At 73.2% G+C, this 15,798-nt stretch carries 3 protein-coding genes; all 3 read left to right on the top strand.

Annotation, left to right across the window (positions count from 1 at the left end; genetic code table 11):
- Positions 1 to 85 precede the first annotated feature (85 nt).
- Genes ACV22V_RS06460 through ACV22V_RS06450 form a run of 3 tightly spaced genes read left to right on the top strand, consistent with a single transcriptional unit; the run spans position 86 to position 15,794 of the window.
- Positions 86 to 9,775 carry an amino acid adenylation domain-containing protein gene (locus ACV22V_RS06460; RefSeq protein ID WP_448013317.1) on the top strand — a complete coding sequence of 3,230 codons (9,690 nt, stop codon included), beginning with the start codon at positions 86 to 88 and terminating at the stop codon, positions 9,773 to 9,775.
- Between the two features lie 9 nt (positions 9,776 to 9,784).
- Positions 9,785 to 14,779, top strand: a complete 4,995-nt coding sequence (locus ACV22V_RS06455; protein ID WP_448013288.1) for an amino acid adenylation domain-containing protein — start codon at positions 9,785 to 9,787, stop codon at positions 14,777 to 14,779.
- Complete coding sequence (locus tag ACV22V_RS06450; protein ID WP_448013287.1) at positions 14,769 to 15,794, top strand: GNAT family N-acetyltransferase; 1,026 nt, start codon at positions 14,769 to 14,771, stop codon at positions 15,792 to 15,794. The genes ACV22V_RS06455 and ACV22V_RS06450 overlap by 11 nt, the downstream gene beginning before the upstream one ends.
- Positions 15,795 to 15,798 lie beyond the last annotated feature (4 nt).

The raw sequence follows: 15,798 nt of genomic DNA, 5'->3' as shown, positions 1-15,798 counted from the left end.
GCCGCGCCGTTCGTCACACCAGTGAAGCCGCCCCATGCGGCCCCGAGACTTGGCCGAAGCGGCCGGACCGAAGGACTTCACGCACATGACGAGTTTCCCGACTGCGCTGCATCACCGAATTCGCGAACTGGCGCGCCGCGCGCCCGACGCGCCCGCGCTCGTCGCGCCTTTCCAGAACGACCTGCGCCTGTCGCGCGGCGCGCTCGATGCGCGTGCGTCGCACCTTGCACGCCAGTTGCGCGCGGCCGGTGTCGGCGCGGAAGTGCGGGTGGGCGTCTGCGTCGAACGCTCGTGCGAGCTGTTCGTCGCGCTGCTTGCCGTGCTGAAGGCGGGCGGCGTATTCGTGCCGCTGGACCCGCGTCATCCGGCCGCGCGTCTGGACTGGATCGTCCGCGATGCGCAACTGCGCCACGGGATCGTCGACGCGGCCGGCCGCGCGGCGCTCGGCGCGCCGTTCGAACACGCGTTCGACGCGATGTCCGCGGATGCGGCGGCCGCCGCCTTCGTCGACGACGAGGACGTGCCGGTGCATCCGCGCTCGGCGGCCTACATGATCTATACGTCGGGCTCGACCGGCACGCCGAAGGCGGTGATCGTCGAACACGGGCCGCTCGCCGCGCATTGCGACGCGCTCGCGGCCGCGCTGCCGATCGAGGGCGGCGACCGCCTGCTGCATTTTGCGTCGGTCAATTTCGATGCCGCGCACGAATGCTGGCTCGCGCCGCTCGCCGTCGGTGCGAGCGTGACGATTGCGCCGCCGCAGCCGTTCGCGCCGGACGCCGCCCATGCGCTGATGATGAGTGAATCCGTCAGCGTCGCCGCGTTTCCGCCCGCGTATCTGCGCGAATTCGCGGCCGTCGCCGCGCGCGACGGCGTGCCGCCGGCGTTGCGCGTGCTCGCGTTCGGCGGCGAGGCGCTGCCGCAGCAGGCATTCGAATTCGTGCGCCGCACGTTCCCGTCGGTTCGCCTGATCAACGGCTACGGGCCGACCGAGGCCGTGATCTCCCCGATGCTGTGGCCGGTCGAGCCGGGCGAAATGCCGGTGCTGGCCGATGACGATGCATATGCGTCGCTGCCGATCGGTCGCGCGATCGGCCCGCGCGTCGCGCGCATCGATGGCGGTGAGTCCGGCGAACCGGGCGAGGGCGGCGAGCTGCTGCTCGGCGGCGCATGTCTCGCGCGCGGCTATCACGGCCGTCCGGCGCTGACGGCCGAACGCTTCATTCCCGATGCGCACGGCGAACCCGGTGCCCGCGTGTACCGCACCGGCGACCTCGCACGTCTGCGCGTCGACGGCGCGTTCGATTATCTCGGCCGTCTCGACGACCAGGTCCAGGTGCGCGGCGTGCGTGTGGAGCCCGCGGAAATCGCCGCGTGCCTGCGCGCGCATCCGGCGGTGGCCGACGCGGCCGTGATCGCCGAAACCGGCAACGGGCCGACGCGGCTGATCGCGTGCGTCGCGCTGCGCGCGGCCGCCGACGATGCCGCGCTGAAGGCGCACGTGGGCGCGCAGTTGCCCGCCGCGTGGCAGCCGCACCGGTTCGTGCGCTGTGACGCGCTGCCGTACACGCTGAACGGCAAGATCGACCGTGCCGCGCTACGCGAGCGCATCGCCGCCGCCCGCGACACCGAACGGCCCGCGGGCGACGCCCCGCGCACGCCGACCGAGCAGCAGATCGCCGGCCTCTGGCAAACGCTGCTCGGCCTCGACGCGACGCCGTCGCGCGACGCTCGCTTCTTCGCGCTGGGCGCCGATTCGCTCGCCGCGATGCAACTGCAGGCCGCGATCCGCGCCGCATTGCGCGTGAACCTGCGGCTCGACACGCTGTTCGCCGATCCGGCGCTGGCGGAGCTGGCCGCGCACGTCGATCGCGCGGAACGCGAAACGGGCGCGCCGCTGGCCGCGATTGCCGCGCGCCGCGCGCCGGCCGATGCCGCCGCATCGGGCGCCCCGTACGTCGACCGCACCGCATCGCTCGCACAGCAGCGCTTCTGGGTGCTCGCGCAAACGCGCGACGCCAGCGCCGCGTATCACATCGCCGCGCACTGGACGATCGACGGCGTGCTCGACCGCGCCGCATTGCAGCGCGCGCTCGATCACGTGATCGAGCGGCACGACGCATGGCGCACGACCCTCGTCGACAACGACGACGGCATCGTGATGCAGCGCATCCATGCCCGCTTGCCGGTCACGATCGCGACGCTCGACTTGCGCGGCCAGCCGCCGGCCGCGCGCGACGCGCAAGCTGCGCGCCTCGCCGAGCGGGACGCCGGCACGCCGTTCGATCTGTCGAACGGGCCGCTGCTGCGCGCGACGCTCGTCGCGCTCGCCGACGACCGCCACCGGCTGCTGCTGACCGCGCACCATGCGATCACCGACGGTTGGAGCTCGCGCTGCGCATTCGACGAGCTGTCGGCCGCGTACCGCGCGTATGCGCAAGGCCGCGAACCGTCGTTGCCGGCACTGCCGATCCAGTACGCCGACTACGCGGACTGGCAGCGCGACATGCTCGCCGGCGGCGAAGGCGAGCGTCAGCTCGACTACTGGCGCGGCGCGTTGCGCGACGTGCCGGGCCCGCTCGCACTGCCGGTCGACCGCCAGCCGGGCGCGACGCGCACGCTGCAGGGCGCACGCGTGTCGGTCCGCCTGCCCGACGCGGTCGCTGCCGACGTCCGGCGTCTGGCGCGCGACGCGCAGGCCACGGTCTTCACGGTGCTGCTGGCGGCGCTCGACGCATGGCTGTCGCGCGTGACCGGCGAGACCGACGTGGTCGTCGCGGTGCCGGTCGCGCATCGCCAGCGCCCGGAAACGCGCGCGCTGCTCGGGCTGTTCCTGAATACGGTCGCGCTGCGCGTGCGGGTGGCGCCGACGCTGCCGTTCCGCGCGCTGGTCGACGCGGCACGCACGGCGGCGCTCGACGCGGTCGCGCACCAGGACGTGCCGTTCGAGCGCGTCGTCGATGCGGTGAAGCCGCCCGTCAAGCGCGGCGACGAATGGCTGCGCGTGAAATTCGCGCAGCAGTTTGATGCGCGGCACGACAGCGTGCTGCCGGGCGCGACCGCGGTTGCGACGCCGGGGCCTGATCTCGCCGCGCGCTTCGACTTCGCGCTGGATTTCACCGACGACGCGCACGGCATCGAACTGGTCGCCGCCTATGCGACCGACTGCATCGATGCCGACACCGCGCGCGCGTGGCTCGACAGCTATGCGGCGCTCGTCGCGTCCGCCGCACGTGAACCGCACCGCACGACGGCCGCGCTGCCGTGCGATGCGTCGCCGGTGTCGCGCCAGCCGCGCGACGGCCGTGCGCTGAACGTCGAACACGCCGACGTCGTCGCCGCCTTCGCGCGGCAGGCTGCCGCGTATCCGCATCGCGTCGCGCTCGCCGATGCGTCGACGTCGCTGACGTTCGCCGAACTCGACGATGCGTCGAACCGCATCGCGCATGCGCTGACGCTGCGCGGTGCCACGGCCGAAGCCCCCGTCATCGTCTGCATCGAGCGTTCCGTCCGCTTCGTCGTCGGCCTGCTCGGCGCGCTGAAGGCCGGCGCGCTGGCCGTGCTGCTCGACCCGGCCCAGCCGGCCGCACGCGTCGCGGCCGCGGCCGCCGACTGCGGTGCACGCTGGGCGCTCGTCGCGCAGGGGCGGGATGGGGCCGCGTGGCCGGCCGGCAGCGCCGCGCAGCCGCTCGATGTCGACGCGCTCGCACAGGACGCGACGCTCGCGCATGCGGCCGGCGTACGCGTCGCGCCGCATCCCGGGCAGGGCGCCTATCTGATCTATACGTCGGGTTCGACCGGCACGCCGAAGGGCGTCGTCGTGTCGCACGGCGCACTGGCCGACTACGTGCAGGGGATGCTCGACGAACTTGCATTCGCACCGGACGCGTCGTTCGCGATGGTGTCGACCGTCGCCGCCGACCTCGGCCACACGACGCTGTTCGGCGCGCTGTGCGCAGGCCGCACGCTGCACCTGCTGCCGGCCGCGTGCGCGTTCGATCCGGACCTGTTCGCACACGAGATGCGCCGCCGCGACGTCGGCGTGCTGAAGATCGTGCCGAGCCACCTGCAGGCGCTGCTCGATGCGCGCGTGCCGGCCGACGTGCTGCCGCGCCACGCGCTCGTGACCGGCGGCGAAACGCTGACGTGGGCGCTCGTCGCGCGCCTGGCCGCGCTCGCGCCGGCCTGCCGCGTGGTCAACCATTACGGGCCGACCGAAGCGACCGTCGGCGCGATCGCGTGCGACACCGCGTCGATCGGCGCCGATGCGCGCGATCCCGCGAGCGGCGTGCCGCTGGGCCTGCCGCTGCCGAATGCGCGCGCGCTGGTGCTCGACGCATTCGGCGCGTGCGTGCCGGCCGGTGCAACGGGCGAGCTGTATCTGGGCGGGCCGGGCGTGGCGCGCGGCTACCTGAACCGACCGGCGCAGACCGCCGAGCGCTTCGTGCCCGATCCGTTCACGCCCGGTGCGCGCCTGTATCGCACCGGCGACCGCGTGCGCCTGCGCGCGGACGGCCGTCTCGCGTTCCTCGGCCGCATCGACGACCAGGTGAAGATTCGCGGCTATCGCGTGGAACCGGGCGAGGTGAGCGCGGCGGTACGCGCGGCCGGTCCGATCGCGCAGGCCGAGACGCTCGCGGTCGAACACGACGCCCGCCTGCGGCTCGCGACGTTCGTCGTGATGCGCAACGGCGCGGCATTCGACGAGCCCGCCATGCGTACGGCACTCGGCGCGACGCTGCCCGACTACATGGTGCCCGCGCAGTTCGTCGCGCTCGCGCGCCTGCCGGTGACGGCGAACGGCAAGATCGATCGCGCGGCGCTGCGCGAACTGGCCGCCGCGCCGGTGGCGGTTGCCGTCGGCGACGCGCCGCAGGGCCCGGTCGAAACGGCGCTCGCCGAAGTCTGGCAGGCGGTGCTGAAGGCGCCGCACGTCGGCCGCGACGACAACTTCTTCGAGCTCGGCGGCGATTCGATTCTGGTGCTGCAGGTGATCGCACGCGCCCGCAAGCGCGGCGTGCGCTTCACGCCGAAGCAGCTGTTCGACGGGCCGACGATCGCCGAACTTGCGCGCATCGCGAAAACCGGGGACGTCGCCGCCGCGCCGTCGGCATCGACATCGGCGCCGGCTCAGGCCGCAACGGCTGCCGCAGCGGCGATCCTGACGCCGGCACAGCAACGCTTCTTCGCGCTCGACGTGCCGCATCCGGGCCACTGGAACCAGTCGGTCGCGTTCGACGTGCGTGGCCCGTTCGACGCCGATGCGTTCGCACGTGCATTCGACGCGCTGCTGACGCATCACGACGCATTCCGCCAGCGCTTCGCACGCGGCGCGGACGGCCACTGGCACGCGAGCGACGCGGCGAAACCGTACGACGCGCTTCCGTTCGTCGAGGTCTCCGCGCGCGACGAAGCCGACGCGCTGACGCGCTTCGACGCCTTGCAGCGCCGCCTCGATCTCGGCCGCGGGCCGCTCGCGTGCGCATGTGCGGCGCGGCTGCCGGACGGCGCGACGCGGCTGTATCTGGCGATTCATCACGCGATCGTCGACGGTGTGTCGTGGCGCATCCTGCTCGACGACCTGGACGCCGCGTATCGCGCCGCATGCGAGCGCACGCCGGTTCGCCTGTCCCAGCCGGGCTTGCGTGCGGATGCCTGGGCCGCGCGCCTCTCACGTGCCGCGACGGATCCGGCATCGCCGTTCGCCGACGAAACTGGTTACTGGACCGGCATGGCGGAGGGCGACGATCTCGTGCCGGATCATCCCGACGCACCGGCGACGAACGCCGACGCGGCCGTCGTCGTGCAGACGATCGACGCGGCGCTGACCCGCGCCGCGCTGACCGACGCGCACGCCGCATATCGCACGCAGACGATCGAACTGCTGGGCGCGGCGCTCGCGTTGGCGCTGGCCGGCGCCAGCGGCGCCGCGTCGTGCCGCGTCGAACTCGAGGGGCATGGCCGCGAGGCGCTGTTCGACGACGCGGACGCGAGCCGCACGATCGGCTGGCTGACGAGCCACTATCCGGTCACGCTGCCCGTCGAAGCCACCGCGCGCGACACGCTGTGCGCCGTCAAGGACACGCTGCGCGCGGTGCCGCACAAGGGGCTCGGCTTCGGCGTGCTCGAGCATTACGGCGACGCGGCGACGCGTGCGGCGCTGGCCGCCGTGCCGCGTCCGCGCGTCACGTTCAACTATCTCGGCCAGTTCGACGCACCGCGCGACGCGACGCTCGTGCCCCGCTTCGGCGGCACCGGCATCGAGCGCGACCCGCAAGGGCCGCTCGGCAACACGCTCGCGATTCACGCATACCTCGATACCGACCGCGACGGCGCACGCACGCTGAAGATTCACTGGGTCTACGGTGCGCCGCAGTTCGCGCGCGCGACGATCGATGCATTCGCGGATCGCTTTGCCGCCGCGCTGCGCGAACTCGCCGACGCATGCGCAGCGCGTGTCGCGCATCGCGGCGGCGGTGCGACGCCGGGCGATTTTCCGCTCGCCCGGGCCGCCGGCCTCACGCAGGCCGCGATCGAGCGCGCGCCGCTCGACTGGCGCACGATCGACGACGTGTATCCGCTGTCGCCGATGCAGCAGGGGATCCTGTTCCATGCGCTGTTCGCGCCGGGTCATGCAAGCTACGTGAACCAGCTCGTCGCGACCGCGACGGCGCTCGATGCCGACCGGCTCGCGGCCGCGTTCGCCGCGTCCATCGCACGCCACGACATCCTGCGCACCAGCGTGATGCCCGACGAGGCCGCACCGCTGCAATGCGTGCATCGCCATGCGCGGATGCCGGTCGAACAGCTCGACTGGCGCATGCGCGGCGACACGCTGGACACCGACTTCGACGCGTGGCTCGCGGCCGACCGCGCGCGCGGCTTCGACTGGCGCGAGCCGCCGCTGATGCGGCTCACGCTGATCCGCGTGACGGACGACGCGTGGCGCGTCGTGTGGACGCGCCATCACGTGCTGCTCGACGGGTGGAGCACGGCGCGCCTGCTTGCCGACGTGCTGCGCGACTATCGCGACCCCGACGCGGTGTCGCCGTTCGCGAGCCGCCCGGCGCTGCGCTATCGCGACTTCATCGCGTGGCTCGGCACGCGCGACCGCGAGGCCGACGAGCGTTTCTGGACCGGGCGCCTCGCGCGTCTCGACGCACCGACGCTGATCGCCGAGCGCGTGGCCGACCGCGCGGATGCGCAGATGGTCACGTGGCGCGCGACGATCGACGCGGCTGCGACGACGCGTGTCGCGCAAACGGCGCGTGCGCTGAAGCTGACCGTCAACACGCTGGTGCAGGGCGCCTGGGCGCTCGCGCTGCAACGCATGACGCACCAGCCGGCCGTCGCGTTCGGCGCGACCGTCGCGGGCCGTCCCGATGCGCTCGCGGACGTCGACACGGTGCTCGGTCTCTTCATCAACACGCTGCCCGTCATCACCGCACCCGCGCCGCAACAACGCGCGGCCGACTGGCTGCAGGCGCTGCAGCGCGAAAACGCGGCTGCGGCCGAGCATGCGCACACGCCGCTCGCCGACATCCAGCGCTGGGCACGCGGCGCCGGCGGCGCACTGTTCGACACGCTGGTCGTGTTCGAGAACTATCCCGTCGACGACACGGCGCGCGACGCCGATCCGCGCGCGCTCGCACTGAGCGGCGTGCGCAGCATCGAGTCGACCGACTTCGCGCTGACGCTCGTGATCGAGAGCGGCGCCGAACTGACGATCGACTACGGCTACGACACCGCGCGCGTGGATACGCACCAGGTCGAACGCTGGCACCGCGCGTTCGCGTGCGCGCTCGATGCGCTGGCCCGCACGCCGGACGCGCTGCTCGGCACGCTGTCGATCGCCGACGACGCGACGCGCGACGCACTGGCGCGCGCGCAGGACACCGCGCGGACGTGGCCGGACGCGCAACGCAAACCGCTGCATCTGCAATTCGCGGCCGCCGCGCGGGCGACGCCCGACGCGATCGCGCTCGAATACGCGGATGCGCATGGTGGCGTGCAGCGCGCGACCTATCGCGAGCTCGACCTGAACACGACGCGCGTCGCCGCCGCATTGCGCCGGCGCGGCGTGCGGCCGGACACGCCGGTTGCGCTGTGCGTCGAGCGTTCGTTCGACATGGTGACGGCGCTCGTCGGCGTGCTGAAGGCCGGCGCCGCGTACCTGCCGGTCGATCCCGACTATCCGGCCGAGCGTATCGCGTACCTGCTGCGCGACGCGCGGCCCGCGGTCGCGATCACGCAGGCGCATCTGCGCGAGCAGGTCGAGGCCGCGCTCGGCGACGACGCGACGACGCAACTGCTGACGGTGACCGATCTGCTCGCGGACGAGGCAGGCGAAGTGGACGCCGCCGCCGCCGACTGTGCAACCGACATCGACGACGCACAGCTCGCCTACCTGATCTATACGTCCGGCTCGACCGGCAAGCCGAAGGGCGCCGGCAACTCGCACGGCGCGCTCGCGAACCGCATCGCGTGGATGCAGCACGCGTACCGGCTGACGCGCGACGACGTCGTGCTGCACAAGACGCCGTTCGGCTTCGACGTGTCGGTGTGGGAATTCGTGTGGCCGCTCGCGACCGGCGCGAAGCTCGCGATCGCCGCCCCCGGCGACCACCGCGATCCGGCCCGCCTCGCGGCGGCGATCCATGCGCACGGCGTGACGGTGCTGCACTTCGTGCCGTCGATGCTGGCCGCGTTCGCCGCGTATCTCGACGATTTTTCCGCCGCCGCGCAATGCGACAGCGTGCGCCTGATCGTCGCGAGCGGCGAGGCGCTCGCGCCCGAACTCGTCGCGAAGGTCGCGCGCCTCGTGCCGAACGCGACGCTCGTGAACCTGTACGGGCCGACGGAAGCCGCCATCGACGTGTCGCACTGGACCTGCGGCCCCGACGACGCCGGCGCCGTCGCGGTGCCGATCGGCCATCCGATCGCGAACCTGCAGCTGCACGTGCTCGATGCGGCCTGGCAGCCCGTGCCGGCCGGCGCGACCGGCGAACTGTATCTGGCGGGCGCGGGCCTCGCGCGCGGCTATCTCGGCCGCCCGGGGCTGACGGCCGAGCGTTTCCTGCCCGATCCGTTCGTGCCGGGCGCCCGGATGTATCGCACCGGCGACCTCGCACGGCGTCGCGCCGATGGCGCGCTCGATTACCTCGGCCGCGTCGATACGCAGGTGAAGCTGCGCGGCCAGCGGATCGAGCCGGGCGAGATCGAGGCGCTGCTGCGCGCGGCGCCCGGCGTGCACGACGCGGTCGTGATCGTGCGCGACGCGCAGCTGATCGGCTACGTCGCATGTGGCGACGCGGGGCCGCTCGACCGTGCCGCCTTGCTGGATTCGCTGCGCGCACAGTTGCCGGCCTACATGGTGCCGTCGCAGCTGATCGAACTCGACGCGCTGCCAGTCACGCCGAACGGCAAGTGCGACCGCCATGCGCTGCCCGCGCCGGTGCGCGAAGCGGCCGCGGCCGTCGAACTCGCGACCGACACGCAGCGCGCGCTCGCGGCGATCTGGCAGCGCGTGCTGCACGTGGACGCGATCGGCCGCGACGACGATTTCTTCCAGCTCGGCGGCCACTCGCTGCTCGCGACGCAAGCGCATGCGCAGGCGAACCTGCACTGGGGCCTCGCGCTGCCGCTGCGCACGCTGTTCGACACCCGCACGCTCGCACGCTGCGCGGACGCGATCGACGCGGCCTGCGCGGCACGCGGCGAGACCGACGCGGCGAGCGCGATCGATGCGCTGCTCGGCGAACTGGAAACCCAATAAGGACGACGGATGACGAAGGCTCAACCCGACTGGCTCGCGCTCGCGACGCGCTTCGCGCAATTACCCGACGCGCAGCGCGCGGTGTTCATCGACAAGCTCGGCGCGGCCGGCATCGATTTCCGCATGCTGCCGATCCCGCCGCGCACGCCGCGCTCCGAGCGCGTGCCGGCATCGTTCGCGCAGACGCGGCTGTGGCTGCACGCGCGCTTGATCGACGCGCCGGACGCCTATCACGTCACCGAACGGCTCGCGCTGACGGGTCCGCTCGACGCGCATGCGCTGCGGCTTGCGTGCGATGCGCTGATCGCGCGCCATGAAGCGCTGCGCACGACCTTCGACGAAACGGAGGACGGCGTCGCGCAGGCGATCCATCCGCCGCTGCGCTGCCCGTGGCGCGAGACCGATCTCGAAGCGTTGCCCGACGCGCAGCGCGTCGCGCGCGCCGAGAGCGTCGCGATGGCCGATGAAGCCGCCGCGTTCGATCTCGGCGCGGCACCGCTCGTGCGCGCACACCTGATCCGCTTCGACGCGACGCATCACTGGCTCGCGCTGACCGTTCATCACATCGTGTCGGATGGCTGGTCGTCGGACGTGATGCTGTTCGAACTCGCGGCGTTCTATCGCGCGTATACATCGGGAGAGCCGGTGCCGCTCGGGCCGCTGCCGATCCAGTACGCGGACTATGCGCTGTGGCAGCGCCGCTGGCTCGATGCGGGCGAGCGCGATCGGCAGCTGGCGTTCTGGCGCGAGCGGCTCGACCCGCAGCGCGGCGTGCTGACGCTGCCCGGCGCGGCCGCGCGGCCCGCGCGCCGCAGCGCGCGCGGTGCACGTCACGTGTTTTCGCTCGACGCGCGCATCGGTGCGCGGCTGCGCGCGTTCGCGGCCGCGTCGGGCGCGACGCCGTTCGCGGTGCTGCTCGCGGCGCTCGATGCGCTGCTCGCGCGTGCGACCGGCGATGCGCGGATCTGCGTCGGCGTGCCGGCCGCGAACCGCGAACGCGCGGAAACGACCGGCCTGATCGGCTTCTTCGTCAACACGCTCGCGATCGATGTGGACGTGCCCGCGCACGGCGATTTCTCGTCGCTGGTCGCACGCACGCAGCGCGCGCTCGTCGATGCGCAGATGCACCAGGACGTGCCGTTCGAGCAGGTCGTCGACGCGCTCGGCGTGCCGCGCAGCGCGAGCCATCATCCGCTGTTCCAGGTGATGGCCGCATACGGCGAGCGTCGCGCGCTGCCGGCGCTGGGCGCGGCATCGGCAACCTTGCTGCCGTCCGGCACGCCGTCCGCGAAATTCGACCTGACGCTTTCCGTCGAGGCGACGCCCGACGGCACGTTCGACGCCGCGTTCATCCATGCGCTCGACCTGTTCGACGGCGACGCAATCGCGCGGCTGGCCGCGCGCTTCGTCACGCTGCTCGGCGATGCGCTCGCGCGCCCCGACGTGCCGGTCGGCGATCTCGACTGGCTGCCGGCCGACGAGCGCGCGCAACTGTTCGCGTGGAACGCGCCGGCGGGTGCGGCCGAAGCCGAACCGTTCGTCCCCGTGCACGCGCGCATCGCCGCGCATGCGCGGGCACGGCCCGACGCACGCGGTGTCGCCGACGTCGATCGCGCGCTGACGCGCGGCGAGGTCGACGCGCGCGCGGCACGCATCGCGCGCAACCTCGTCGCGGCCGGCGTGCGGCCTGAAATGCGCGTCGGCGTTGCGCTGCAGCGCTCGGTCGACCTGCTGGTCGCGCTGATCGCGGTGCTGAAGTCCGGCGCCGCGTTCGTGCCGCTCGATCCGGCCCATCCGCGCGAACGCCTCGCGCAGATCGTCGGCGATGCGGGCATCGCGCACGTGCTGACCGACGGCGCGAGCGCCGCATCGCTGCCCGAGCTGCCGGCGCTGCGCGTCTGGCGCGCGGACGAAGTCGACACACTCGACGAAGCCGCGGACGTCGCGCTGCCGGACGTGCTGCCCGGCCATGCGGCCTACGCGATCTACACGTCGGGCTCGACCGGCAAGCCGAAGGGCGTGATCGTCGATCACGCGGCGTTCGCGCGGCATTGCGTGGCGATCGCCGAGCGCTACGGCGCGGGCGAGAACGACGTGTTCCTGCTGTTCCAGTCGGTCAACTTCGACGGCGCGCACGAAGGCTGGTTTTCGCAATACCTGTCGGGCGCTGCCGTGTCGGTGACGGCCGACGTGCTGTGGCCGCCCGCGCAAACCTGCGCGATGATGATCCGCGACGGCGTGACGATGACCTACGTGCCGCCCGGCTGCGCCGCGCAGCTCGCCGAATGGGCGCTCGCGCACGGCGCGCCGCCGACGCTGCGCTCGCTGACCGTCGGCGGCGAAGCCACGTCGCGCGAAGCGTTCGCGATGCTGCGCCGCGCGATGCCGAACGTGCGCGTGGTCAACGGCTACGGCCCGACCGAAACCGTGATCACGCCGACGCTGTGGATGTTCCGCCCGGGCGACGATCTCGCGAAGCTGGGCGACGCCGCGTATCTGCCGATCGGCACGCTGGTCGGCGCGCGCACCGCGCACGTGCTCGACGCGCGGCTGCATCCGCTGCCGGTCGGCGTAATCGGCGAGCTGTACCTGGGCGGCGAGGGGATCGGCGTCGCGCGCGGCTATCTCGATCGTCCCGCGCTGACGGCCGAGCGCTTCGTGCCCGATCCGTACGGCGTGCCGGGCGCGCGCCTGTACCGCACGGGCGATCTCGTGCGGCGTCGCGCGGACGGCGTGTTCGACTTCATCGGCCGCGTCGATCATCAAGTGAAGCTGCGCGGGCTGCGCATCGAGCTCGGCGAGATCGAGGCGCAGCTGGCCGCGCACGATGCGGTGCGCGAAGCGTGCGCGGTCGTGCACGGGCAGGGTGCGCAGGCGCAGCTCGTCGCCTACGTCGAACTGACCGCCGACGCGCAGGCGGCCGCGCAACCGGTCGAGGCCGCGACGCTCGACGCGCATCTGCGCCGCACGCTGCCCGACTACATGGTGCCCGCGCAACTGATCGTGCTCGACGCGCTGCCGCGCAACGCGAACAGCAAGGTCGACCGTGCACGGTTGCCGGCGCCGGTGCGCGTCGAACGCGCATACGAAGCGCCGCACGACGGCGACGAAACCGCGCTCGCGGCGATCTGGCGCGACGTGCTGAACGTCGAGCGCGTCGGTCGCGGCGATCACTTCTTCGAACTCGGCGGCCATTCGCTGGCGGCGGTGCGCGTCGCGACGCGCGTCGCCGAGCGGCTCGGCCGCGACGTGCCGGTGCGCGCGCTGTTCGAAGCGCCGGTGCTCGCGCAATACGCGCGCCAGATCGCCGACGCGCCGCGCGCCGCGCACGCCGGTGCCGCGGCGCCGGGCGTCGCGGTGGTCAAACCCGATGCGCACGGCGTATGGCCGCTGTCGCCCGCGCAGCTCGGCCTGTGGTTCCTGTGGCGCGCGCAGCCGGACAGCGCCGCGTACACCATTCCGGTCGCGCTGCGCGTGCGCGGTCCGCTCGACGTCGATGCGCTGCACGCGGCGTTTTCGGCCGCGGCGGCCGCTCATCCGGCGCTGCGCACGCGGCTCGTCGCGCGCGACGGCATGCTGCCGGGCCAGCGGATCGATGCAGACGTTTCCATCGAAATGCCGGTCATCGATCTGTCGGCGCAATCCGACGCGCTCGCCCGCGCGGCGGCGCTGACCGATGCCGACGCGCTCGCACCGTTCGATCTCGCGGCCGATGCGCCGTTGTGGCGCGCACGCGTGCTGCGGCTCGGCGCGGACGATCACGTGCTGTCGGTGACGATCCATCACATCGTTTCGGATGGCGAATCGATCGAGCTGTGGCTCGACGCGGTGCGCGCGAGCTATGTCGCGTTCGTGCGCGGCGAAGCGGAATCGGTATCGACACCGCCTCACGACACGTCGCTCGCGCTGCCCGCGCCGTGCCACCCGGCCCGCGTCGCGTACTGGCGCGACGCGCTGGCCGATCTACCGCCGCCCATACTGCCGCAGCGCGCAAACGCGCCGGCCGCCCCGCAATGGCGTGCGGCGCGCGTCGCGTTCGAATTCGACGCATCGCTGATCCGTGCCGCGCGCGCCGCCGCGTCCGCCGCGCACGCGACGCTGCCGATGCTGCTGCACGCGGCGCTCAACACCGCGCTGTTCCGCGTGACCGGTGCGGCCGATCAGCCGGTCGGCGTGCTGGCGTCGACGCGCGAGCTGACGGGCGATGCCGCGCGCGATGCGCTCGGTCTCTTCATCAATTCCGTGGTCGTGCGCACGCGGCTCGACACGTCAGCGTGCCGTTCGGACGTGCTCGCGCAGGTGCGCGATACGGCGCTCGCCGCATATGCGCATGCCGACGTGCCGTTCGCCGACGTCGTCGCCGCGCTGCGCGCGCCGCGTGCCGCAAACGCCAATCCGCTGTTCCAGGTGATGTTCAACTACCTGCGTCCGACCGGCGCCGCCGCGCGCGACTGGGCCGGCCTGGCGCTCGCCGGGTTCGACGACGTGCGTCATCGCGTCGTGTTCACGCTCGAGCTGGACGTCGTCGAGCATCCGGACGGCCGCGTGAGCGCCGCGTTCTCGTATGCGGACGAACTGCTCGACGGCGCTTTCGTCGATGCGCTCGTCGACCTCTATCACGACGAAGTCGCGCGTTTCGCCGGTGCGCCGGAAGCGGCGCTCGGCGCGCCCGACGCGTTGTTCGCCGCGTCGGCGGCGGTCGCAGTCGCACCGGCCGGCAGCGCGGCGACGCGCGTCACGGCGGCATCGCGCGCGCCGGACGCCGCAGCCGCGCTCGCCGCACTGTGGTCGGACACGTTCGCGACGGCCGCGCCCCCGCCCGATGCCGATCTGTTCGAAGCCGGCGCGACGTCGTTCGACGTCGTGCGCTTCGTCGACGCGGCCGGCCGCGCCGGGCACGCGCTGACGGTGGCCGACGTACTCGCGTCGCCGACGCTCGCGGCGCTCGGTGCGCATCTCGATGCGTCGGCCGAAACGGAGCAGGAGGTGCGCGATGCTGGCTGAAGTGCGTCCGGACGGATTCACGATGCCGGACACGTGCCGCCTCGCGTTCGCGGACGGCCTGTTCGCCGCGCGCGACGACGCGGAGATCCGCGTCGCGCACGGCGACGGCATCGGCGCGCAGCTGCTGCGCGCGCAGCTCGCGGACGACGGCACGCTGCGCCTCGTCGCGTACAACCATCGCGCGGCGCCGGGCGACCAGCGTCGCGCGTTGCTGGCCGCGCTCGCCGCCGCGTTTTCCGACGACGCGCGCCGTGCGGCGATCCGGCTCGACCCGGCCGCGTGGCCGGCGGTCGCGCTCGACGCGCTTCGCGCGAGCGGCGTGCTCGCCGACGGCGGCCTGTGCATGCGCGAAGGCTGGGCGCAGCAGGCCGATCTGTGGCGCGTCGGCACGCCGCTGCCATGCGCGACGCTGCCGATGCTGACCGACGGCCGGCGGCATCCGCGCCGGCCGCCCGCACCGCGCGGCGACGTGTATGCCCGCGACCTGCCTGCGCTCGGCGTGCGCTTCACGCTGCGCGGCTGGCAGCCGGGCGAGGACGCCGCGCGCCTGGCGCACTGGTTCGACGAGCCGCGCGTGCGCGACGGCTGGCCGGGCACGCAACCCGGCGTGGACGGCACGGCGCCCGATGCCGATCCGCACGTGAGCCCGCTCGTCTGCTGCTTCGACGGCGAACCGTTCGCGTACGTCGAGGCGTTCTGGCTGAAGGAAGACCCGCTCGCGCCGCACGTCGGCGCGCGCGATTACGACCGCGGGCTGCGGATGCTGGTCGGCGCATCGCGCTGGCGCGGCCCGCATTGCGTGGCGGGCTGGCTGCCGTCGGTCGTGCATTACCTGTTTCTCGACGATTCGCGCACCGAAGCGGTCGGCTGCGCGGTCCCGGCCGGCCGCGCGCGGGTCGTCGACACCCTCGCGCGGCACGGCTTCGCGCGGCAGCGCCGCCTGGCGCTCGCCGACGGGCAGCCGCTGTGGATGCGCACGCTGCGCGAGACCTTCTTCTCCGGCCGTCACGTCTGACGGG

The organism is Burkholderia sp. AW33-5, from assembly GCF_053427615.1.
The sequence above is the reverse complement of the archived record's forward strand: the minus strand, read 5'-3'. Positions and strand labels throughout refer to the sequence as shown.